Annotated in this window: 23 protein-coding genes and 1 pseudogene; 3 read left to right on the top strand and 21 right to left on the bottom strand. The window is 43.0% G+C overall.

What is annotated here, in order from left to right:
- Positions 1–133 precede the first annotated feature (133 nt).
- From HC660_RS08325 to HC660_RS08245, 17 genes are all read right to left on the bottom strand, one after another.
- Complete coding sequence (locus HC660_RS08325) at positions 134–499, bottom strand: small basic family protein (RefSeq protein WP_010334164.1); 366 nt, start codon at positions 497–499, stop codon at positions 134–136.
- A 17-nt stretch (positions 500–516) separates the two neighbouring features.
- Positions 517–1,224 carry a DUF881 domain-containing protein gene (locus HC660_RS08320; protein ID WP_010334163.1) on the bottom strand — a complete coding sequence of 236 codons (708 nt, stop codon included), beginning with the start codon at positions 1,222–1,224 and terminating at the stop codon, positions 517–519.
- 21 nt (positions 1,225–1,245) lie between these two features.
- Positions 1,246–1,941: a DUF881 domain-containing protein gene (locus tag HC660_RS08315; RefSeq protein ID WP_010334162.1), complete on the bottom strand. Its 696-nt coding sequence runs from the start codon at positions 1,939–1,941 to the stop codon at positions 1,246–1,248.
- The gene (locus tag HC660_RS08310) at positions 1,938–2,729 is read right to left on the bottom strand and encodes a cell division protein FtsQ/DivIB (protein WP_168747744.1); all 792 of its coding nucleotides are present in this window, start codon (positions 2,727–2,729) and stop codon (positions 1,938–1,940) included. The genes HC660_RS08315 and HC660_RS08310 overlap by 4 nt, the downstream gene beginning before the upstream one ends.
- Positions 2,730–2,858: 129 nt before the next feature.
- Positions 2,859–3,770 carry a UDP-N-acetylmuramate dehydrogenase gene (gene murB / locus HC660_RS08305; RefSeq protein ID WP_168747742.1) on the bottom strand — a complete coding sequence of 304 codons (912 nt, stop codon included), beginning with the start codon at positions 3,768–3,770 and terminating at the stop codon, positions 2,859–2,861.
- A 31-nt stretch (positions 3,771–3,801) separates the two neighbouring features.
- Positions 3,802–4,893 (bottom strand): undecaprenyldiphospho-muramoylpentapeptide beta-N-acetylglucosaminyltransferase, encoded by a 1,092-nt coding sequence (gene murG / locus HC660_RS08300; protein ID WP_168747741.1) that lies wholly within the window; start codon positions 4,891–4,893, stop codon positions 3,802–3,804.
- A gap of 122 nt (positions 4,894–5,015) precedes the next feature.
- Positions 5,016–6,116, bottom strand: a complete 1,101-nt coding sequence (gene spoVE, locus HC660_RS08295) for a stage V sporulation protein E (RefSeq protein WP_003221421.1) — start codon at positions 6,114–6,116, stop codon at positions 5,016–5,018.
- Between the two features lie 56 nt (positions 6,117–6,172).
- On the bottom strand, positions 6,173–7,528 hold the full coding sequence (gene murD, locus HC660_RS08290; protein ID WP_168747740.1) for a UDP-N-acetylmuramoyl-L-alanine--D-glutamate ligase: 1,356 nt from the start codon (positions 7,526–7,528) through the stop codon (positions 6,173–6,175).
- A complete protein-coding gene (gene mraY, locus HC660_RS08285) occupies positions 7,529–8,503 on the bottom strand; it encodes a phospho-N-acetylmuramoyl-pentapeptide-transferase (RefSeq protein WP_168747739.1) in 975 nt (324 codons plus the stop codon).
- A 111-nt stretch (positions 8,504–8,614) separates the two neighbouring features.
- Positions 8,615–10,099, bottom strand: a complete 1,485-nt coding sequence (locus HC660_RS08280; protein ID WP_059335837.1) for a UDP-N-acetylmuramoyl-L-alanyl-D-glutamate--2,6-diaminopimelate ligase — start codon at positions 10,097–10,099, stop codon at positions 8,615–8,617.
- A 174-nt stretch (positions 10,100–10,273) separates the two neighbouring features.
- Positions 10,274–12,217, bottom strand: coding sequence for a stage V sporulation protein D (locus tag HC660_RS08275; protein ID WP_168747738.1), 1,944 nt, complete (start codon positions 12,215–12,217; stop codon positions 10,274–10,276).
- Positions 12,218–12,342: 125 nt separating this feature from the next.
- Positions 12,343–14,487: a penicillin-binding protein 2B gene (gene pbpB / locus HC660_RS08270; RefSeq protein WP_483398308.1), complete on the bottom strand. Its 2,145-nt coding sequence runs from the start codon at positions 14,485–14,487 to the stop codon at positions 12,343–12,345.
- A gap of 5 nt (positions 14,488–14,492) precedes the next feature.
- Positions 14,493–14,846 carry a cell division protein FtsL gene (gene ftsL, locus HC660_RS08265; protein WP_010334153.1) on the bottom strand — a complete coding sequence of 118 codons (354 nt, stop codon included), beginning with the start codon at positions 14,844–14,846 and terminating at the stop codon, positions 14,493–14,495.
- Positions 14,847–14,885: 39 nt separating this feature from the next.
- A complete protein-coding gene (gene rsmH, locus HC660_RS08260) occupies positions 14,886–15,821 on the bottom strand; it encodes a 16S rRNA (cytosine(1402)-N(4))-methyltransferase RsmH (protein WP_168747736.1) in 936 nt (311 codons plus the stop codon).
- Positions 15,822–15,890: 69 nt separating this feature from the next.
- On the bottom strand, positions 15,891–16,322 hold the full coding sequence (gene mraZ / locus HC660_RS08255) for a division/cell wall cluster transcriptional repressor MraZ (RefSeq protein WP_003221402.1): 432 nt from the start codon (positions 16,320–16,322) through the stop codon (positions 15,891–15,893).
- Between the two features lie 125 nt (positions 16,323–16,447).
- A complete protein-coding gene (gene bshC, locus HC660_RS08250) occupies positions 16,448–18,067 on the bottom strand; it encodes a bacillithiol biosynthesis cysteine-adding enzyme BshC (protein ID WP_168747735.1) in 1,620 nt (539 codons plus the stop codon).
- Positions 18,068–18,137: 70 nt separating this feature from the next.
- Entirely contained in the window at positions 18,138–19,034 is an 897-nt protein-coding gene (locus HC660_RS08245; protein WP_168747734.1) for a 2-dehydropantoate 2-reductase, read from the bottom strand.
- Between the two features lie 160 nt (positions 19,035–19,194).
- On the opposite strand from HC660_RS08245, the gene HC660_RS08240 reads away from it, so the two are divergent.
- Entirely contained in the window at positions 19,195–19,677 is a 483-nt protein-coding gene (locus HC660_RS08240; RefSeq protein WP_168747733.1) for an N-acetyltransferase, read from the top strand.
- 54 nt (positions 19,678–19,731) lie between these two features.
- On the opposite strand, the gene gerR is transcribed toward HC660_RS08240, so the two are convergent.
- The 3 genes from gerR to HC660_RS08225 all read right to left on the bottom strand — a co-directional run bounded on the left by gerR (position 19,732) and on the right by HC660_RS08225 (position 21,177).
- Complete coding sequence (gerR, locus tag HC660_RS08235; protein ID WP_168747732.1) at positions 19,732–20,313, bottom strand: sporulation-specific transcriptional regulator GerR; 582 nt, start codon at positions 20,311–20,313, stop codon at positions 19,732–19,734.
- A 144-nt stretch (positions 20,314–20,457) separates the two neighbouring features.
- The gene (rpmF, locus tag HC660_RS08230) at positions 20,458–20,637 is read right to left on the bottom strand and encodes a 50S ribosomal protein L32 (protein WP_003154457.1); all 180 of its coding nucleotides are present in this window, start codon (positions 20,635–20,637) and stop codon (positions 20,458–20,460) included.
- Positions 20,638–20,658: 21 nt separating this feature from the next.
- Positions 20,659–21,177 (bottom strand): YceD family protein, encoded by a 519-nt coding sequence (locus tag HC660_RS08225; RefSeq protein ID WP_010334147.1) that lies wholly within the window; start codon positions 21,175–21,177, stop codon positions 20,659–20,661.
- Positions 21,178–21,204: 27 nt separating this feature from the next.
- On the opposite strand from HC660_RS08225, the pseudogene HC660_RS20925 reads away from it, so the two are divergent.
- Positions 21,205–21,388 (top strand): annotated as a pseudogene (locus tag HC660_RS20925) (hypothetical protein).
- Positions 21,385–22,632, top strand: a complete 1,248-nt coding sequence (locus HC660_RS08220) for a nucleotidyltransferase (RefSeq protein ID WP_168747731.1) — start codon at positions 21,385–21,387, stop codon at positions 22,630–22,632. Before HC660_RS20925 ends, HC660_RS08220 begins: the two are co-directional and overlap by 4 nt.
- A 16-nt stretch (positions 22,633–22,648) precedes the next feature.
- On the opposite strand, the gene ddcP is transcribed toward HC660_RS08220, so the two are convergent.
- The gene (gene ddcP / locus HC660_RS08215) at positions 22,649–23,674 is read right to left on the bottom strand and encodes a protease DdcP (RefSeq protein ID WP_168747729.1); all 1,026 of its coding nucleotides are present in this window, start codon (positions 23,672–23,674) and stop codon (positions 22,649–22,651) included.

The raw sequence follows: 23,674 nt of genomic DNA, 5'->3' as shown, positions 1-23,674 counted from the left end.
TATTTGCGGAACAACAATACAATGAATGTGGCTTTACAAGTGTGTAACAAAAAATAACAACGGAATATTCTTATGTGCTTTTCACATTTTATGTTTATTGAAAATATTCGTTATATCCTATGTATATCCTCTTTTATATCACATTTTTTTTATTTTTTTTAGAAAGAGTCCACTTTGTTAGTAGATTTCTTCTTATAACGGCTATATTCTGAAATAATCTGACTCCAAATGCGAATATACCTGCTAAATACAAGTCTACACCAAGATGAACTCCCAGAAAAGCTAAACTTATTGCCAATATAATATTAAAAAAGAAACCGGAAACAAATACCATTTCATCATATGTACCTTGTAAATGCGCCCTGATTCCGCCGATTAGAGTATCAAGTGCAGCAAGCACAGCAAGTGATAAATAATTTGAGTATTCACTCGGTATTGTTAAGTTTGTCATCAGTCCGATCGTTATTCCGAGCACGAGTCCAAGCACGGGCAGCCACATGACAATTCTCCTCCCTTTTAGTCTTTAAGCGGTTTTAGCTGTTGTACGTCCACTGCTCTGTCATAAGCTTTTAATGTGAGGCTGCTGTCAGATTTACCTGCTTTTAACGCTACATTTTCAGAAGCAAAGATATCCTCTAGATCGGACCCCTTTACCCTGCTGTACAGCTTGTCCGGATCTTCAGCAAGCACTTTTACTGTTAAAGGATAATCATCTAGGCTGTATCCGTCTATTTTTGTTGTGCCGTTTATGTCCCGTATCACTGAAGAATTCACAACTCTTCGCTCATTTATTGAGATATGCTCAGCACCATAAGAGTTGAGTTCATTAATCAGCTTCTTTAGTAAATCCGGCGGTGGATTTTTGATCGCCTCTCCAGTTACGCTTTCAGAAAAAAGCGGAGAAAGGGTGATGACAATTCCGCTACCTGTAATATCGGTCATGCCGGCTGTTTTTTTTAAGGTTTGTAATGTATTATTGAGCGCTGTTTCTTTTGTCAATTCTTTGTTTTGCGTATAGGTATTCAGCAATTTATCATACTTATTAATTTCAGCCAGCAGCTCTTCCTGCTTCTTCTGCTCTGATGTAAGCTCTTCTCTAATATCCCACATATCTCTTGTATCTCGGACTTGGGGATGCTTTAAAGAATTAAATTGAACAGATATCATAAGGCCGAATATGACCATAAGCACGCTAATGCTAATGAAGGAACGCTTTATTTTCAATCACTTCACCCGCTTTTCCAGTCATTCCTTCGTTTTCAGAATGGGCTCCATTTGTACATTTTTCTTTTTTTCTGCGGTAACAGAAATATGATCCATAGAAAGCTGATCGATCAGGCCTCCTGCTATATTTAACGAAGGAAGCAGGACATCGGGATCTCCAATGGCAGAAACGACAAATGGGGCGGGGTGCTGCACCCCGTCAACCGTTACGACCGGCCCGTTGCACTTGATGTAGGAATTATGGGTCAGCCGCTGGCCGTTGATGGAGACGGCTGCCGCACCAGATATATACAGTTCATTTATGACTTGAAAGAGATGGCTTTCGTGAACGATGTAGCTGTTCACGTTCTCTCCTTCCGGTATGTAAGAAGCATCTTCCAAAGTCACTTGAACGCCCTCTCCTTGTACACCGACTTCCCCAATATACATTCTGTACTTTTCTACATCTTCCAGAACGTTATAGTATTCTGTTTTTTCGTTTTTCAGCTTATTTTCAGTCTGACGGACTTTGTTCTGCTTTTGATACAGTTCTTTTTCAAGGTCCTTGTTTTCTTTCTCTTGCTTCAGCAGTTCATCCCGCAGGGCATATTCTTTTTTCCAATCTTCCGTCTCTGTCATGCTTTTGTGGTTTTCTCTTGTCGTCTGAAAGGAAAAAGAAATTAAAAAACCTGCGATTAGCATAATCAAAGAAAGAAGGACGGCTGATTTGCCCCTCAATTTTCATCTTCCTTTTTGGCAGACGAATCGCTTTTTCCAAACTCTTCAAAATAGGTAGCAACTTCTAAATGAATAATCCCTTTTTTACTGCCGTTGAGCTGTGAGATAATAGAAGGATACGTTTTCATTCGGTCTGCAAAGGTTTTGATGGAAGCAGTAACGACATACCCGTCGTTCATATATAATTTAATACGGTTTTGATCCATTTTGACAGGAGTATAATACACTTCTGAAATCGACTGTTTTAAAGAATTTGACAAAGCATCGAGCTGCTTGGCCATTTGAACACGTTTTTTAGCGTCTGTCCAATTCACCAAAATGGGTCCCGCATCATCCGGCGTTACTTCGTTTGGCAAAACTGAACCGTTTTCAAGGATTTCGTAATACACATTGTCTTTTTCTAAATAGGCAATCGCTTTATATTCTTCGATCGCAATGTTAATTTTATTAGGAAGGGATTTGCTGATTTCTGCTTTTTTCACTAATTTATTTTCCTGAATCTTTTTTGCTGTTTTTTTCTTATCCAGACTCCAAAATTCAGTATCTCCGCTTTTGATATCGGAAAGATCAATTATCTCCTTTTTGGAAACATTCTCATTACCGGTAACAGAGATTGATGAAATTTTACTAATCGGTGTCTGCAAATACACGATGATCAGCACCATCATAAAAAAGAGCATAATAAATGAAATAAGCCTTCGGTTTGCCTTCTGTTTTCTCTGCTCTTTAATTTTAGGGATCCGCTCTTCAATATTTACGATTTTTTCTCGGTCATGACCCGGATTCATTGCCTGTTCACCTCATTCAACTGAAACAGCCTTAAAAGTCTGCCTATTCCAAAACAAACGGCATACTATGATGCCGTTTGTCGTTTGCTTACAGTATATCATATGAACAGCTTCAGTTCAGAACTTGAATCAGCGATTTTCACCGATGATTTCAACCTCTGTGTGCATATCAATCTCGTATTTTTCACGGATTGTCTTTTTCACATGATCAATGAGATCAAGCACATCTTTTGCTGATGCTCCGCCCGCATTGACGATGAAGTTTCCGTGCATCTCCGATATCTTCGCACCGCCGATTTGATATCCTTTTAAGCCCGCTTTTTCCACTAGATTGCCGGCATGGTTCGGAAGCGGGTTTCTGAATATACTTCCTGCACAAGGGCTTGAATACGGCTGTGTATTCTTTCTGTAGTCTTTATTGCTTTGCATTTGCTGAACGATTGATTCTTTATCCTTCTGTTCAAGCTGGAGAACGGCTTCAAGACAAACACCAGGGCGTTTCTTTTGCAATACGGACGTTCTGTAGGTGAATTCCATCTCCTCATTTGTCAGCCACTCGATTGTGCCGTCTTCAAACAAAATATGCGCTTTGACAAGGATCTTACTCATATCAGACCCGTGAGCGCCTGCATTCATATAGACAGCCCCTCCGACGGATCCCGGAATTCCGGCAGCGAATTCTAATCCCGACAAGCCTTTTTTGCTCATCGATGTAGCAAGACGCACAACTGAATAACCGCCACCGACAGTGACTTGTTCCCCGTCAAGCTCCAGGTGGTCAAGACCCGCGCCCAGCTTGATCACCACACCTCTGATCCCTTCATCTAATACAAGAAGGTTTGATCCGCGGCCAATGACTGTCCACTTTACTTCATATTTTTTCACAACATCCATGATGTCCTTGACAGCATCTACACTGCTTGGAATGACCAATACATCCGCAGGACCGCCGATTTTCATTGTTGTATGATTTGCGAGCGGTTCATTTGCAAGCACCTTGCCGACTTCGCGTTCTTTTAATTCTTGTATCACTTTCTCCATCGTAAACCTCCGCATTCCATTTGCTTTTCTATTATTTTTTCAAATCTTCGAGTACGCTGTATAAACGGGCAGCCGCATCAGGAACACCTAGTGACTTTGTCCGTTCGCTCATATCCTTTAATGTTTGTTCATCGAGCACAATCCGGTCAAGCGCTTCAATCAGCTTTTCCCCGCTGAGTTCTGTTTCTTTCAAAACAATCGCCGCATCATGCTGACCGAGAGATCTCGCATTGACCTCCTGGTGATTCGCTGTTACGTACGGACTTGGAATCAGCACACTTGGGATTCCGAGTGCCGTAATTTCCGCAATGGTCGTCGCACCCGCTCTTGCTACAATCACATCAATCGCCTTTAAATACTCTGGCATCTGATGAAGAAACGGTTTTGTGACCATATTGTCAGCTGCACCCTTGTTTTTCAGCTCAGTCATTACTTTCTCATAGTGAACCTCGCCCGTAATATACAGTACTTGATACGCTCTTGATTTCAGCGCATCCTGCATATCAATGACCGCACGGTTAATCGGTGCGGCGCCTCTGCTTCCGCCGAAGATTAATACGGTTTTTTTCTCTTCAGAGAGCCCGAATTCTGCCATCGAGCGGCCCGTCTTTATTGAGACGACCTCAGAGGCTCTCGGGTTTCCCGTAAATACAACTTTCTCACTTGGAAAATGTGATTTTGCTTCCTCAAAACATATTGCTACTTTATCAACATATTTTGAAAGAAACTTATTGGTGATGCCCGGCAGGCTGTTTTGTTCATGAACGATAGTCGGAATCCCCATTTTTGCAGCCGCGTATACAACCGGCCCGCACACATAACCGCCCGTTCCAATCACGGCATCCGGCTTAAATTCCGCTAAATACGACTTGCTTTTTTTAACGCCTTTTAGGAAACGCATGACCGTTTTTACGTTTTCAAATGAAAGCTTTCTTTTAAAACCTGTAATTTCAATGGAACGAAACGGTATATTTTCCCGTTCTACAATTTTTTTCTCTAATCCGTTTTCTGTTCCGATATATAAAAATTCTACATCAGGATGGCGGCGCTGCACCTCTTTGATAAAGGCAAGTGCTGGATAGATGTGTCCCCCTGTGCCGCCTCCGCTTATTGCAATTCGCATATCTCTTCCCCCAGTCTCAGTCTCTATAACATAACGATAACCCTGTTTTTATGGACAGGGTTATCGCATCAATTGTTTCCCAGCTTCCTGTTTCATAGGATCGCTTCACGAATGAAATTTCATTAATACCTCGAGTACCGGCTCACGTTTAGCAGCACACCGACAGCCATCAGCATCAGCGTCAATGATGAACCTCCGTAGCTTAGAAACGGCAGCGTGATGCCAGTTACCGGAATAAGGCCCGTCACAACACCGATATTGATCATTACTTGGATCGCGATCATTGAAATAATCCCTACAGCGACAAAGCTGCCATATAGATCTGGTGCACCGAGCGCGATCCTGATTCCTCTCCACAGCAGCACGCTGAACAGAAGCAAAATAAGAGATCCGCCGATAAACCCAAGCTCCTCTGACAAGATGGCGAAAATAAAGTCCGTTTGCGGCTCAGGCAGATAAAAGAATTTCTGTCTGCTTTGGCCGAGCCCCATTCCGAACAATCCGCCAGGCCCTACCGCATACAGCGATTGAATAATTTGAAAGCCGCTGCCGAGCGGATCTTCCCACGGATTCAAGTAAGAGGTAATCCGTTTAATCCGATATGGAGCCGACAGTACGAGCCCAACAAATCCGCTCAGGCCGATCAGCCCGAGAAAGACGAAATGGGCAATTCGCGCACCGGCTACAAAAATCATGACAATACAAGTACCGACCATTACCGTTCCCGTACCGAGGTCAGGCTGGCACATAATAATCAAAAATGCGGAAAACACGATGCCGAGCGCCGGGACAAATCCCCGTCTGAACGATGTAATGTTTTTTTGCTTTTCAGAGAGAAATTTAGCAAGGAATGCTATCATCGCAAGCTTCATAAACTCTGAAGGCTGTATGCTGAATGCGCCGACACCGATCCAGCTTCTAGAGCCGTTCCGCACCATGCCTACGCCTGGTATTAAAACAAGCACCAGCAAGAAAAAACAGATAACCATCAGCAACTTGGACCATGTCCGCCATGTCCAATAATCAACATTCATAATAAAGAACATGGCAATAACGCCGATGCCCGCAAACAGTAGCTGCCGTTTCGCGAAAAAGAATGAGTCGTCAAATTTATAATCCGCCCATACCGCACTCGCACTGTACACCATAATTAATCCAATTGTTAATAATAATAACGTAATGATGACCAATAACAAATCAGGCGATGTTTTTTTAGTAGTCAAAGCAATCGACACCCCAAGCTTAAAGTCATTAGGGCTGCCGATTTCAAGACAAGCCCTTACTTAAGCATATGCACGGCGTCTATAAACATGTCACCGCGTTCTTCAAATGTTTTGAATTGATCCCAGCTCGCACACGCAGGTGAAAGCAGAATGACATCTCCTTCATTTGAGAGCGCAAACGCCGCAGATACTGCTTGTTCAACATTATCGACACGTTTGACATGTTGTATTCCCAGATCATTTCCGAGCTTTTCGAGTTTCGGCGCTGTCTGTCCGAATGTAAGCACCGCTTTGACATGCTTCATGTAAGGTTTTAAGTCGTCAAAGCCATTTCCGCGATCCAGTCCGCCTGCAAGCAGGATGACAGGTTTTTCAAAAGCCGAAAGCGCTTTGCTTGTCGCCAAAACGTTTGTTGCTTTGCTGTCATTATAAAACTTACGGTTCTTCACTGTTGTGACATACTGGAGACGGTGCTTTACGCCGGTAAAGCTTGTCAGCACTGTTTTGATTGCTTCGTTGGACGCTCCAGCCGTTTTCACTGCCGCAATCGCGGCTAAAATGTTCTCCAGATTATGCGCACCTGGCAGCACAACCTCTTCCAAAGGAAGAATAGCTTCGCCGTTGTACATAATCATGCCCTCTTTTACATAAGCGCCGTGTTCAAGCTGTTTGCTTACTGAAAAAGGAACAATTCCGGCTTTTCCGGCCTCAGCCAGGCGCACGACTGTTTCATCATCCTGGTTGACAATTGCTTTATCTGAAGCTTTCTGATGCAGATACACTTTTTGTTTCGCTTTTTCATAGTTTTCTCTCGTATGATGATAATCCAGATGGGCATCAAACACGTTTAAAATCAGGCTGATTTCAGGCCTGAAGTCGTGCGTTCCCATCAGCTGAAATGACGAAAGTTCCGTTACGATCCATTCATCTCCATCAGCGTGATAGGCAACCTCACTTGCGACTGTACCGATGTTTCCGGCGATCAGCGCCTTTTGAGAGTCTGCCTTCAGCATTTCATAAATCAGCGTTGTCGTTGTCGTTTTTCCATTCGACCCAGTGATCCCAATAAATTTGGCATTCGTCAGATGGTAGGCAAGCTCAATTTCCGTCCATATCGGGATGCCTCTTTTTTCTGCTTCCTGAACCATAATATTTTCATATGGAATACCCGGGTTTTTGATCAGTACAGTAATCTGATGCTGATCGAACAGAGAAACAGGGTGCTCTCCGCAGACAACTTCGACCCCTTTTTCAGAAAGTTTCTGGGCTGGTTCGTTCTCATCAAAAGGCTTTTGGTCGTTGACTGTAACATAGACACCTTTTTCATGAAGAATAGAAGCCGCCGCAAACCCGCTTTTGGCGAGTCCAAGGACTAAAAAATGCTGATTTTGCAAAAATAGATCGTTTTCCACTTATAACCACACCTCGATGTAAATTCCTAATACGGCAAGCAAAAGTCCCGCAGTCCAAAATGTTACAACAACTCTCCATTCAGACCACCCGACAAGCTCATAATGGTGGTGAAGCGGACTCATTTTAAAGATTCGTTTACCTGTCGTTTTAAAGCTGATGACCTGCAGAATAACGGATAATGTCTCAATGACGAATACACCGCCGATAATAACCAGCAGGATTTCTAATTTCGTTAAAATGGCAATGGTGACGATTGCTCCTCCCAATGCAAGTGATCCTGTATCTCCCATAAACACTTTGGCTGGATGCGCATTGAAGACTAGGAAGCCCAGCACCGCTCCGACAACCGCAACTGAGAAAATAGCAACATCATATTGGGATTGATTCCATGCCAGAATGGCAAAGGCGCCAAAAGCAATGGCTGCCGTACCTGATAATAGACCGTCAAGACCGTCAGTCAGGTTGACGGCGTTTGATCCACCGACAAGCATAAATAGTACAAGGATAAAGTAAGCCCAGCCAAGATCAAATGACAGATCAGTCCCCGGAATGCGGATATCCGTCGCAAAATTGTAGTAATGATACACCGCATAAAACACAATTGCAATGATAATTTGTCCGATCAGTTTTTGCTTTGACGTCAGACCGAGATTTCGTTTCATTACGACTTTGATGTAATCATCCAAAAAGCCGAGTAAACCGTAACCGATCGTGACAAACAGCAGCAGGAACATTTCCGGACTTATTTCTGAAAACTTCTGCGTCATCACTATTGTTGTCACAATGATAGACAGTATGATCATGACCCCGCCCATTGTCGGTGTCCCTGATTTTTTCTGGTGTGATTTCGGTCCTTCTTCTCTAATACTCTGGCCGAATTTTAATCTTCTTAAAAACGGAATAAGAATCGGAGAGAGCAGAACACTGATTAAAAAACCCATTAAAATTGTAAACAGAATGACTTGCTCAAGCATTGTCCTTTTCTCCTCCTGTTTCTTTCAAACGACATACGTAGTTATCATATTCATGTTTTTTTTCCATATGAAAAATCTTTTCAAGCTCCATCATGCAATAACATCTCTTTCCTATGAATTCGTCTTATTTTTATTCAGTTCGACAATGGCTCTTGCCGCCACTTCGGCATCGTCAAAGTCAAAGGTTTCGTTTCCAATCTGCTGATAGGTTTCATGTCCTTTCCCAGCAATGAGGACAACATCGCCTTTTTTGGCGTTGGCAATGGCAAAGAAGATCGCCTGCTCGCGATTGGCAATGCTGTGGTAGTATTCGTTCTCTACCCCTGCTTCCATATCTCTTAAAATGGCACGCGGATCTTCGCTTCTCGGATTATCTGAAGTAAAAATCGGTTCGTCAGCCAGCTCAACAGCGATTTTCGCCATTTTCGGGCGCTTTGTCTTATCTCTGTCTCCGCCGCAGCCGACAACAACAAACAGCTTTCCTTCCGCCATGTCTCTGCATGTCTTCAGTACGTTTTCAAGGCTGTCCGGCGTATGTGCGTAATCAACAATAACCGGAAACTCCTGCTGCTGATTAACCAGTTCAAAACGGCCTCTTACGCCATGCAATTCTTCCACGGCTTCTGTAATGGTTTCAAACGGAATGCCTGCCGCAATACAAGTCGCAACAGCAGCGAGCACGTTATACACGTTAAACTGTCCGACGAGCGACATCGTGATGTGCTTCGTGCCTTTGTTCGTCACCAGTTGAAAACTTGTGCCCTGTGCAGTAGTTTTGATATCTTTCGCCATTACATCAGCATTGTTTTTAATTCCATATGTAGAAATATGTGCCGCAGTGACCTTTTCAAAATAAGCGCTTGCCTCATCATCCGCGTTTAAAACAGCCCGTTTTGGATTTTCATGGTTGAATGCCCCGCCAAGCTGAGAAAACAGCAGGCTTTTTGCCTGTCGGTATTCATCCATCGTTTTGTGATAGTCAAGATGATCCTGTGTTAAGTTCGTAAATACGGCAATGTCATAATCACAGCCGTGAACCCGTCCCAGTGATAAAGCGTGAGAAGAAACCTCCATGATGGCCGTGTCGACATGCTTGTCATTCATTTTTTTAAACGTTTGCTGTAACGTGACGCTTTCCGGTGTCGTGTTTTTAACGGGAAGTGTTTCGTCATCGATTTTAATGTACATCGTGCCGATTAAGCCTGTTCGCTTCCCCGCTTTTTTGAGAATCTCATCAACCATATGGGTCGTTGATGTTTTTCCGTTTGTGCCCGTTATTCCGATCAGCTGCAGTTTCTTTGTCGGCTGTCCGTAAAACGCATCAGACAAAACGCTGAGCGCCCGCAGTGACTGCCGGACAATGATGACAGGCACATCCACATCGAGCTCCTTTTCAGCCACAATAGCCGCTGCGCCGTTTTCAACTGCTTTTTGCGCAAAATCATGGCCATCTACCGTATACCCTTTTACACATACAAAAAGACTCCCTTTCTTTACTTCCCTGGAGTCCATCTCAATTGAAGTTATTTCAGGGTCTTGTGAATCATTTACAGAAGGTTCGGTTGTTAAGTATGTAAGCAGCTTTGTAAGTTTCATCGTATCAAACCTCTCAACATTCTATTCGTTCTTTTTATCATTGAAGTCACATCAAATGATGTGATAATGACTTTTAAGCATACAGTTCATATTTTAGCGTAAAAAAAAGGATACATCCAGCTAATCTTGAAAGATATCAGCTTTTTTCTGCAATAAAATAATAGGCAGCCCGAATTAATCGGCTGCCTCCTTTTTTTCATCTTCTTCAGTCAAATAAACACGTATCTTAGAGCCCTCTTTTACTTTCGTTCCTGCAGCTGGTGATTGTTTGACGATTTTGCTTCCTTTTCCGGAAGCATCTATATTCAGATTCACCAAAAGTGACTCAAGATCTGAGACAGACATCCCTACAACATTCGGAACTTCTACTGTTTTTGTGTCGTTCCATTGATATTTTTTTTCGATTTGATTTTTCCTAGGCTTCACACCAAGCTCCGGCAGGCTGTCTCTCATAATACTTCCCACAATAGGCGCTGCAACGGTTCCGCCAAACTGAATCGTGCCTTTCGGGTTATCGACCGCGACATAGACGACAAGACTCGGATCGTCAGCCGGCGCGAAACCGATAAATGATACAATATGGTTATTTTCGAGGTATTTGCCATCTTTCACCTTTTGCGCTGTACCTGTTTTCCCGCCGACACGATAGCCTTCGACAAACGCATTGCGTCCGGTGCCTTCTGCAACGACGCTCTCTAAAGCATAGCGGATTTGTTTTGATGTTTCCTTAGAAATGACTTGTTTCTTGGCGATTGGCGATTGTTTTTTGACTGTTTTTTTGGTTACCGGATCAATCCACTCTTTTGCTATATAAGGTGTGTAGAGCGTGCCGCCGTTAACAGCGGCAGAAACGGCTGCAACCTGCTGAATCGGCGTGACGGATACCCCCTGCCCGAAGGCGGTTGTCGCTTGCTCAACCGGACCTACTCTGTCAAGCGGAAATAAAATCCCTGTTCCTTCACCTTGCAGGTCAATCCCGGTTTTTTGGCCAAATCCAAAGCCTTTTATATATTTGAATAGCTTTTCTTTGCCCAATCTCTCTCCCAATTCAACGAAGCCGGGGTTACAGGAGTTTTGCACAACTTCAAGGTACGTTTGCAGTCCGTGGCCGCCCCTTTTCCAGCAGCGCAGTCTTGCTCCGTCTACTTCTGCATGTCCTTTATCATAAAATTGGTCGCGTTTTAAGTTGACTTTTTGCTCCTCCAGAGCCGCCGCAAGTGTAATAATCTTAAAGGTCGAACCCGGCTCGTACGTGCTCCACACAGGGAGATTCCGATTGTAAACGGACGGGTCAACAGATTGGTAATCAGCCGGATCAAAGTCAGGTCTGCTTGCCATCCCAAGTATTTCTCCGTTTTTCGGGTTCATTGCAACTGCAATCATACCGTCTGGATGATATTTAGCTTCAGCGTTATCAAGCTCTCGTTCCATTATGGTTTGCACCTTCGAATCTACAGTCAGCTTCATATCGAGTCCATCCTTAGGAGGTGTGTAGTCATCTGCTTCATCGGGCATTTTCTTCCCTTTGGCATCTGTATAAAACTTAACAGAGCCTTTTTCTCCTTTTAAATCATCATCATAATAGGCTTCAAGCCCGAGGAGGCCTTGGTTATCAATGCCGGCAAACCCAAGCACATGGGATAAAAAGCTGCCGAACGGATAATGGCGGATACTATCCTCCGCTACATACACCCCTTTTAAATCGAGCGCTTTGATTTCTTTTGCCTTCTCATTTGAAATTTTTCTCCCTTCCGGCGTAATCTTTTCTATCGACGCTTTTTTTGTGACGTGCTTATATACTTTTTCTTCAGACATATTTAACACCGCAGCCAGCTGTTTGCTCGTTTTCAGTGGATCCTGGACTTGGCGCGGCACGACAAATACGGTCGGAGCACTCTTATTTGTAGCAAGCTTAACGCCGTTCCGATCAAGGATCTCTCCCCGTTCCGGCTCAAACGGCAGGTTCCGGCTCCAGGAATCCTTCGCCAGAGAAGTCAGTTTCTCCCCCATGACAAACTGAACATACCCCAGCCTTGTATCAATGATCAGAAATACGATCACTCCAAAAAGCAAAACAAATAATAAACGTTTTCTAACCGTTACATTCGAGACGCGCAAGGCACCGTTCACTCCTTATTTAGGCTTGTTTCATTTTATGCCTGCGTGTGGACAGGTAGAACGGCGCTCCTCTTTGGAGATAGAAAAAAAGAAAGCTCACCCAACAGGGTAAGCTTTCTTTCTATTTAATCAGGATTCCTAAACTTCACCTTGATCACGGTTCCGTCTTTTATTTCTTTGTCCTTCTTAACGCTTTGGCTCACAGCGTAACCTTGTCCGCTCACTTCTATATGAATTCCTGCCAAATCGCCGTATTGAAGAACCTCTCTTCTCGACCAGCCTGTCATATCAGGCATCTTGATTTTACCCCCCGTTTTCAGGAAGACCTTCTGATTGGTCAAAACTTCCTCACCCGCTTTTGGATATTGCTGTTTTACTGCAATATCACTGCCGATCACAATCGGTGTGAGGTTTTCGTCTTTCGCTTTCTTTTGAGCACCTGTTACAGTTTGATCTGTTAAATCAGGCATCGCCTGCGCTTTCGTTTCTTCCTCATCTGAATCTGACGTTTCAGTCGGTTCAATGTTCAGATAATGCAAACTGTTTTTCATTGTCGGATTGAAAATTTCAGATACTGGATTAGAGCCTGTTTCATCATTTTCTAATTGCGGCTGCTGCACTGCAACATAGATCAGCAGCTCAGGATCATCTTTAGGCGCCATTCCCATTACAGAGAATACGTAATTATCGCGTCCAGATAGATAACCGTTTTGTCCGGCAATTTGTGCTGTTCCGGTTTTAACAGCCACATCAAAACCTTCAATTTTATATGGCTGTCCAGTACCGATATCAGATGAAACGACATCACCTAAAATATTACGAACCTTTTTAGCGGTATCCGCAGAAATTGGGGTACCGGCGGACTGAGGTTTATTTTGATAAATGGTTTTTTTCTTGTCAGGATCTACAATATGGTCTATGATATAGGGTTTCATCATTTTACCGTCATTTGCTATTGCAGTTGCAGCCTGCAGCTGTTGAATTGGTGTTACGGCAGAGGCTTGGCCATATGCAGTTGATGCTTTGTCAAATTCATATTTAAAGTTCATCTTACTTGATACTTCACCCGGCAAGTCAATGCCTGTTTTTTGATAGAAATTGAACTTATGAAGATACTCATTAAACCGGGAATAGCCCAATTTTTCATTAGCCAGTTTGGCAAAAGCAACATTTGAAGACCTTACAACACCGTCATGATATGTTGTTGGCCCCCAGCCTACACCATCATTATGGTCCCTTACAGGTTCTCCGCCAACTATATATGTTCCAGACTTGTACTTTTCATTGCCGTTATACACATTCTCCTGTATCGCAGCTGCAAGTGTAAAGATCTTCATTGTCGACCCGGGCTCATACGCATATGAAATCAAATCGTTATAATAATTCGTCACATCGCGCGTATTCGGGTCAAAGCTTGGACGCTGCCCCATTGCAAGCACTTTGCCCGTTTTCGGATCGACGACTGCGGCCATGACTTTTTTCGGTTTATACTTTTCCGCCACTTTTGTCATACTGTCTTCTAAAAAGGTTTGAATTTTCTGGTCAATGGTTAAATAAACATTGTCACCATTTTTTGGCGCTGTAATTTTATTTTTGCTGTTCGGGAGCTCCCAGCCGGATTTGTCACTTTCGTATGTTACGTATCCGTCCCGCTCCTTCAAATACTGATCCAGCACTTTTTCTAAGCCCATCGCGCCGGTAATTTCATTTGTTTTTTGGTCAACTTCGGCATAGCCGATTAAGTTGGACGCAAATATGCCGTTCGGGTAGTAGCGTTTTGTATCACGCAAAAATGAAATTCCCGGGAGATTCAGCTTTTCGATTTTTTGCTTTTGTGAATACGTAATATCCCGTCCCGCTGAACCGAACTCGACTTGTTTTGCCTTCTTCTTATTTAAGATATCAAGGATATCAGCCTTGTCCATGTTTATCATTTTAGACAATTCTTCAGCTGTTTTTTCCTTGTTCTGGACATGCTGCGGATGCTTTTTGTCAGTAGTCATTTTTTCATCAAGAACAGCGATCAGCTTATACGTAGCTGTATCCTCAGCAATTACTTTTCCATTTCGGTCTAAGATGGAGCCCCTGCTCGCTTCGATTGACCGTTTCTTTTCATGCTGCTCTGTCGCTTTTGTCGCAAGCACTTCACCGTTGGCTTTTCCGGTTATTTGAATATATGCCATTCTCCCGAGGATGACAAAGAAAAAGAGAGCGAAACAAATACTTAGAATCGCTGCTCCTCTGTTCATAAATTTATTCTTTTTTGGCATTTGAATCATTCCTGTATGTTTTTCACTTTTTTATCTTTTAAATTCAAGCCGTTCTTTTTCGCAATATCCATAATGCGCTGCGGCTTGCTTAAATCAGCAACGCTTTTTTCGAGGTCACCAATCTGCTTGTTTTCGGAAGAAATTTGCTCCTCAAGCTTTTGCACCTCTATATTTGTTTGGTAAGCCGCATAAGCCTTCGACACGATCAAAAGCGATACGCTCAGCACTGCAGCGGCGAAGAGGACGAGAAGCACCTTTTCTCCGAGAGTAATGGAAGCCCTTTTCTTGACAATCACTTTTTTCTCAGGACTGATCGCATGCCGTTGCTGTTTCTCTGGTTGATAAGCTAAATTGTTCATAGGCTGATGACCTCCTTTTTAGGTTTGCGTTCGCGTTTGTTATTTTCTTTTTTCAGCAATTCGAAGCTTCGCAGAACGGGCACGATTGTTTTCTGCCAATTCTTCTTCAGATGCCGTGATCGGTTTTCTTGTGATAAGCTTGAGCTCCGGTTCAAACTCTTCCGGTATAACAGGAAGACCCGGAGGAAGATCCGGAAGTGACGACTTCTCTTTAAACGTTGATTTGCAAATTCTGTCCTCAAGTGAGTGGAAGGTAATCACTGATACCCTGCCCCCCGGCTTTAACACATCAATTGCTTGCTCCAAAGCCTCTTCAAAAACCTTCAGTTCATCGTTCACAGCAATTCTGATTGCCTGAAACACGCGTTTTGCGGGATGTCCTCCGCTCCTTCTGGCCGGAGCGGGAATCGCGTCTTTTATTAGATCGACCAGTTGGCCCGTAGTTTGAATAGGAGATTTGCTTCTGGCCTCCTCAATTTTTCTGGCGATCTGTTTGCTGAACTTCTCTTCACCGTATTTAAAGAAAATACGGACAAGATCCTCATAGCGCCACTCATTTACGACCTCTTTCGCCGTAAGCGTGGCCGACTGGTCCATCCTCATGTCCAAAGGTGCGTCATGATGGTAACTGAATCCTCTTTCCGGTGTATCCAGCTGCGGGGAAGACACCCCTAGATCAAATAAAATACCGTCTACCTCAGTAATGCCGTGTTCATGTAAACATTCTTTTAAGTACCTAAAATTGCTTTTAATCAGAATAAGCTGTCCTTGATAATCAGACAACGCTTCTTCTGCATGCTGTAATGCCGTGTCATCTTGGTCAAAAGCGATTAAACGCCCTTTCTCGGATAACTGCTGTAATAAATATGTACTGTGCCCAGCTCCACCGAGTGTGCAGTCTACATATGTACCGTCCGGTTTAATATTTAGGCCGTCAACGGTTTCACGAAGAAGTACTGTCTTGTGTTGAAACATTTTGTGTTGGTCCCACCTTTTATCAGGATGAATTGAAATTGTTTTTAGAGTGTTATACACGAAGATTCATTATATATCAAATCCAATCATGTTTTCAGCAATTTCAGCGAATGAATCTTCTTGCTCTTCTGTGTATTGTTCCCAAATTACCTTACTCCACAATTCAATTCGATTCGAAACCCCGATAACAACACATTCTTTTTCCAGTTTAGCGTAATTCAATAGAGATGATGCGATATTTACCCTGCCCTGCTTGTCCAGTTCGCACTCTGTCGCACCTGAAAAGAAGAAACGTGTAAATGCGCGGGCATCTTTTTTTGTGAGAGGAAGAGCTTTTAGTTTTTCTTCAATCTGTTTCCACTCGTGCATAGGGTAGCCGAAGAGACACTGATCAAGTCCTCTTGTCAGCACAAACTGCTCACCGAGGCCTTCTCTGAATTTAGCGGGTACGATCATGCGGCCTTTCGCATCAATTGTATGCTGGTATTCACCCATAAACATGATCTTTTGCCCCACTTTCTCTCCTTAACTCACCACTATCCACCACTTCTCTCCACAACTTCATTTTACACTGTTTACACATAAAAAAAAACCCTGAACTATTCAGGGTTCTTTAAAACTTTATTTCAAAGTTTGACAACTTGATGTTGATTTTGAAAAGAAAATGGCAGATTCTTGAATGATATGAAGAATTTTGGGCCGTACCTGTTTAGATAATACATGATATTCCAAATTCGCTCTTGCGGTGCGAGCAGCGGCTTAATGCTATTTTGAATTCTCTCATAATCCCTTAAGACATAGCCTTCTTTTTCCTCAATTCGTTTTGTCACTGTACGCTCTAAAAACTGAAGCTGATCCTGAATAAACGCCGCGTTCTTCAGGAGCAAAGGCTCCATGCTCTGATCAACCTTAAGCGCCTCCTGCCGGACGGTTTTATGAATGGCTTCAATCTGGTTTTTCGCTTGCTCAATTACCGCGGTAAACTCTTCCGGAATCTGGTGTTCAAAGTATTTCTCTTTTTGGTTTTCCGTTCCGCCTTCTATTGCCTCTTGTAATGATATCTTTCGTTCAATCAGTTTTTTCTCAATATGGCGTTCAACTATCGTGATGTTCAGCCTCGGCATAACAGGAGGCATTTTAAAGCCCATCACTGCAAAAGCCTGTTTGAGCTCACCCCAATAATTGATTTCACCGGGTCCCGCGATAAATGCCAAGGTAGGAATCAAAAATTCCTGCATTAACGGTCTCGTTACGACATTATTGCTGAAGCGCTCAGGATGTTCTTCCATATGTGTATAAAGTTCATCCATCGACCATGCCAGATCAAGTTCCTTAATCACAAAACGGCCGTTGTCTTTCTCAATTAAAAAGCGTTCCTCTTCATATTCATAAAACAGATTTGCCTGCTCTTTTCCAGACTCGATAATCGGCTTGTAACCCGCTTCGCGCATGAAGTCCTGCTGTTTAGAAACAGCTTGTGCAAGATCATCATTGTCATGGAGGATCTTTTGGAACATGGCGGTTTCCAGCTTTTTAATTCCCGGGTCTCCGGAATTCAACAATACTAAGCCTTCCTCTTGAAACAGATCCGCAATCAGCTGTTCAAAGAAATCGGTAAACGTAACAGATTCTCTTAAACATCGTTTTACATGTTCCAGAAGTGTGTTCGTATGGTCTGTTTCTTCAAAAGCCGCAAACACATCGTCTATCCATGCGGCGCATTTTTCTTGGTCAAGCGGTGTATTGGCGGCAGATGACTTTTTCCAGTAAGACTGTGGAAGCTTTTTTTTCACCGGACCGCTTTCTTCTGACGTATGGACAAAATTAATTTCATCCAAATCATGGTCTTCTCCGGCAACCCAAAAAATCGGTACAACAGGCACCTTTAGCTGTTCTTCCTTTTCCTTTGCTAAAACAATAATTGAGATGATTTTATGTATGGTGTAGAGCGGTCCTGTTAAAAGCCCTGCCTGCTGTCCGCCGACAACAGCAACACTCGAAGGATCCTTCAGCTTCTCAATAGAATGCTGCATAGCGCTTGAGCCGAACTTGTTGTGATAAGAGGATAAATAGGCTGTCAATTCCTCTCTTGCGAAAACCCGCGAGGATAAATCTTTCAGTCTTTCTTGCCACATATCCTTATGATGAATGCTGTAATCAAAAAAAGAAGACATTTCTTCTTTACCATCTATATAGTGCTGTACAAACACATTCTGATTTTTGATGGAAAGTTCAGTTAGCTGCATCTTCTAGAACTTCCTTTCTCCAATAAATAGTTAGTTATCCGAAATGAGTATAGCATGTTACCAGAAAAGCTCAAAAGACTTTGTTTCGGTTTCGCTCCAAAGCTTTGATGCTGCCATGTAAAAACGCAAGGTGAACAGCATCGCGACCTTGAAGCTGTGCTTCTTTCAGCAAGTATCCAAGGATGGCGTCAGCCTCCGTCTGCCGTCCGGCGGTCACATCAACCAGCATGGAAGAGCGATTGTCTTTCGTTTGCTCACAAACTGCACGTACACGCTCCCAGGCTGCCTCTTCATCTTCCAGCCGCAAAATGCTGCATGCCTCTTGAAAAACGAGCTTCATATAAGAAAAATAAGCAGGCACTGTCAACAGCTCTCCATTTTTCACACGCAGCAGCGCGGTTAACGGATTAATGCAGGCGTTTACGATCAGCTTGCCCGTCAGCAGGCGATACCAATCCATCTCATAGCGAATTGGAAATTCGGAATGGTTATGCTGGAGCATCGCGTTCAGCCGATCTGCTTCAGCATGCTTGAATGTGCTCCATTTTATCGCACCAATGCCTGTATGTTCAACGGCTGTATCCGATTTCCTTACAGCTCCGTGCTCAACAACCCCAACATAAACGGAATGGTCAGCCCCCCAGTCTTTAAGGTCGTGTATATGACCCATACCGTTTTGCAAGAATAAAATATTTGTTTTTTTGATTCGTTCAAGCATTGAAAAAACAGTTCGAAGCTGATGCTGTTTCACTGTCACGACAAGAAGGTCAAAACCTGAATCAATAGCTGTACCCGCACTGCAATGAGCATTGAACGCTTTCCCGGCTTTATAAAGCCGAACCCCTTCAGATTGAATCGCAGCGGCCTGTTCATCCCGCCTCGTCAAAACAGTCACCTCATGATCCAAAGATAAATAATAGGCACATAAAAGACCGACGGAGCCCCCGCCGATAATTCCAATTTTCATGATGTCACACCCAATTTAACATTTACGTATTATCATAGCAGAAGTATGAAAAAAATACTTCGCAGAGATTTCAAAACACTTAAATTAAAGTTTAAATATTTGGATTTTTTAAATAAAGCGATTACAATATATGTAGAGAACAACAAAGGGGGAGATTGGTTTGATTAAGGTAGAACGTCTGCTTGTCAACTATAAAACGCTTGAAGAATTCAAGAAATTCAAAGAATATGGTATACAAGAGCTCTCGATGCTTGAAGATCTTCAAGCTAATATCATTGAAAATGACAGCACTTCGCCTTTTTATGGGATTTATTTTGGGGATAAACTGGTAGCGCGTATGAGTCTGTATCAAGTAAATGGCAAATCAAATCCTTACTTCGACCAACACCAGGATTACTTAGAGCTTTGGAAGCTTGAAGTCCTTCCAGGTTATCAAAACAGAGGCTACGGTACAGCCTTAGTTGAATTCGCCAAATCATTCAGAATGCCGATTCGAACAAACCCTCGGATCAAATCAGCAGAGTTTTTTAGTAAAATGAACTTTGAACCAGTCAAATATGACATGGCGCGGGACAAAGGGGAAAACCCGCTCATCTGGCATCCGGATATAGCTGGCGAAATGACACCGGGTGAATCAGCATAAAAATGAAACAACCGGCCTTTGATGACTCTAGGGCCGGTTCATTTTGAGGGTTCATTACGTTTCTTGAGCTGTTTTTTTCAGTCTCCCGTCTTCCTTTGAAACAACCATTTTTCTGGCTCGGTCCATAATATCGATCAGTGCCTTGTAGTCCTCTTCTGTCATCTCCAGCTGGTTTCTCAATGTTTGGTTTTCACTCCGCAAATCCTCGAGTTCTTTTTGCAGCGACTGAATTTGCTCCTTCATTTTTTCCTTTTCAACGTGGAATTCTTGCGCGGACGGTGCCTCTTTAAACTGTTCGAGAAACTCAATCACATCCTGAATGGACAAATCTCTTTTTCCCTCTGAAGCTGCCGGGACAGTCTGCCTGACGGAATTCGGCATATTGACGGAATGAACCCCAATTTGTTTTCTTAGTTCTTTCCGCTGTTTTTTTGCCAGTTCTATGCCTGATTGGTATTGCTTTCTCACATAAGAGTTCCACCTGAATCCGCAGGCAGCGGCTGTTCTGGTCAGCGCCCTTCCGACCTCCTCAAAGGCAGAAAGCTGTGTTCCGCCCTCGCGAATATGACGAAGCACTACTTCTGCCAGCAGCAAATCCTCATCCTGTGTCCAAGCATCTTGTCTTGTAATGGTCAAATCAATCTCCCTCCATGTCAGCTTATTTATCTCATACATATGCCGGTAATAGATTAGATAGACTATTTGCACTCACAAATTTTCTACAAGCTGACAGGAAGAAAAAAAGAAAAAGCGCAGGGTTTTCACCCTGCGCTTTTCTAATTAGTTACTTTTTACATTTATGTCTTTGCCGTTGTATGATCCGCATGCTTTGCATACACGGTGAGACAATTTCATCTCTCCGCATGACGGACATTCTGTCATACCAGGTACATTAAGTTTGAAATGTGTACGGCGCAATCTTTTTTTCATTTTAGAAGTTCTTCTAAAAGGTACAGCCATTATTCCCACCTCCTTAAAGAGTTAAGATTCATCATCTTGTTTTAAGAGCTTTTCAAGGGCAGCAAGTCTCGGATCGACTTGATTCTTCTTGTCTTCCTCTGAAATGACTTGCCAGTCCTTTCCTTCTTGAGGAGCAGCTCCTTTTTCTTGTTCAGATTCACAAAAGATTTGCATAGGGATTTCTAAAAGAATTTCTTCTTTCACGATCGGAGTTAAGTCGATAGTATCGTCCTCAACAATGTGAACGTCATCATCTTCTATATCATCCGTCTGATGAAATATAAACAGTTCTTTTGTTGAAATTGTAAATGGATACGGAACATCAACGAGTGTTCTTGAGCATGGCAAAATCATTTCGCCTGAGATCGTAAAATCAAACGAAACCTGCTTAGATTTGATATCCGCTCTGCCTTTCACCCTTACAGGAGAAATGCGGCGAATGTCAGAATTCAGCTTTGTCAGCTCATGTAACTCAACTGTCTCATCAAACTCAAAACTCGGGTTTTTCATTTGATGCAACTGATAAATCGTCCATTTCATTTGTATCACCTCAGGAAAGCAACAAACATGATTATAGCTTTTAAGAATGTTTTTGTCAATATTTTTTCTTTACAGCATAATGCTGCCAGCCAAGCATCGTTGACAGCTGAATATCCTATGCATACACTTAAATCAAAAAAGACGTAAGAGTTTTCAATTGCAAATGTACCATACGTTTTTAAACATAGCAAGAAAGGCGGAAAAAATATGAAAGCTGTGGGATTGGTGGTTGAGTATAATCCCTTTCATAACGGACATCTCTATCATGCCCAAACAGCCAAACGGCAAACCGGATGCGACACGGCTGTTGCGGTGATGAGCGGACATTTTCTGCAGCGCGGGGAGCCTGCTGTTGTATCCAAATGGGCCCGCACAAAAATGGCGCTTCAGAGCGGAGTCGACCTCGTAGTCGAACTGCCTTATCTTTACGCGGTGCAAAAAGCGGAGATTTTCGCACGCGGCAGCGTCTCCACTTTGAATAACCTGGGATGCGAGGCACTGTTTTTCGGGAGTGAGAACGGACAGATTGAGCCGTTTTTAGAATCCGCAAAGATAATGGATGAGCATAAAGATTCGTTTGATCAATGTATAAAAGAAGAGCTTAAAAAGGGTGCCAGTTATCCATCAGCAGCTGCTATCGCCTTCAATTCCATTTTACATACAGAAAACGGACTTGATATGTCGAAGCCGAACAACATTCTGGGGTACCATTATGTAAAATCGATTCTTTCCGGCGGATATGATATGAAGCCCTATACGACAGCGAGAATCTCCTCGGATTATCATGATGCTGACCTTCCTGATGAAGATAGGCATATTGCCAGCGCGACCAGCATCAGAAAAGCCCTGATTGAAAAGCCTTTTGATGACTGCGTTCCGTTTCTTCCCAAAGCAGCTGCACGAGAATTAGCCGATTACCGCAAGACTTTCGGACTGTGGCATACACCAGAAAGCTATTTTTCTTATTTGAAATACAGTCTTTCGACTCTCACAGCCTTAGAATTACAGCAAATATACGAGGTTGAGGAAGGACTGGAGAACAGAATCCTCCGTTCGATCAGAAAAGCCAGCTCCTATCAAGAATTTATGGAGTTTCTCAAAACAAAGCGATATACGTGGACGAGGCTTCAGCGGATGAACATACACATTTTAACGAGAACGAAAAAACAGGAGATTCACCGGCTGATCAATGACGAGGAGGTTCCTTATATCAGACTTCTCGGGATGACGAAAAAAGGACAGGCCTTTTTATCAAAAAAGAAAAAAGCGCTGTCCGTTCCGCTTGTCAGTAAGCTGTCTTCCTTTTCCCACCCTGCTCTCGATCTGGACATTAAAGCAAGCAGAATCTACAGCCTTGCGATAGAAGAGCCCCTTAGAACCGAATTTGATATACAAGAATACGGACATGCCCCGATACGATATGACGAGGATGAACACCGTTTTTTGAGCATATAAAAAGAGCACCTGAATTTCAGGTGCTCTTCGCTTTCAGCTTATTCAAATAATCAATCGCATCCTGCATCGTATCAACAGGCACAATCTTCATGTCTGAATCAATGTCTTTCGCTGTTTTTACTGCGTTTTGATAATCAGAATTGCTGGCGCCGTTTTGATTCGGAGCGAAGAAGATGTCTTTACCAGCTTTGTCTGCGGCGACGACTTTTTGATCAATGCCGCCGATCGGTCCTACTTTTCCGTCGACATCAATCGTACCGGTGCCTGCAATGTCATAGCCTTTGGTTTCATCTGTTTTTGTCAGCTGATTATAAATTTCAAGCGACATCATTAATCCCGCTGATGGGCCGCCGATATTTTCGATTTCGAAATCAATATCAGGCTTTACCTTGACGTTCCTGTCTGTATACAGCGAAACTCCTATTCCAGCACGGCCAGGGTCATCAGGAAATTGTTTTAAAGCAAGGGTGGCCGTCTTTTCTTTTCCTTCTCTTTCAATTTTTAACGTTACTTTATCCCCGGCTGTTTTGCTGCTGATATAGTCGATCAGCTTTTCAGCAGACTGATAGGTTTTCCCGTCTGCACTGATGATTTTATCGCCGACTTCTATTTTGCCTTTCGCCGGCATGTTTTCTACCACTGAGCTTGCGTAGATGCCGTTAAAGGAATAGCTTACTTTTTTTCCTGCCTTTTGATATGCGGCGATGACGGCATTTTCCTGTGAGCTTTTCATCATTTGAAGCTGCCGTTTCATATATTCCTTATCTGATTCGCCTTCTTCCTTGATGCTTTCATCAGGAACGATTTCATAATAGGGATGTATCTTAGCCCATGCATATGTAAATGGATTAGCCGGTCCCACTTTGACAGTCATTAAGGAGAGACTCCCTGTTTCCGAGTAGCCTCCCTCCACTTTTATTAGTGAACCAAGCTCTGTCGCATCTCCCGGTTTTGTAATATAGTATGGCAGTTTTATAAATGATAAAACGGCAATCAGAATGAGGATGACAAGCATCCAGCTAAAATGTTTTTTGCGTAGCAA

It is taken from the genome of Bacillus mojavensis (genome assembly GCF_012648005.1).
In the GTDB taxonomy this organism is placed as follows: domain Bacteria; phylum Bacillota; class Bacilli; order Bacillales; family Bacillaceae; genus Bacillus; species Bacillus mojavensis.
The sequence above is the reverse complement of the archived record's forward strand: the minus strand, read 5'-3'. Positions and strand labels throughout refer to the sequence as shown.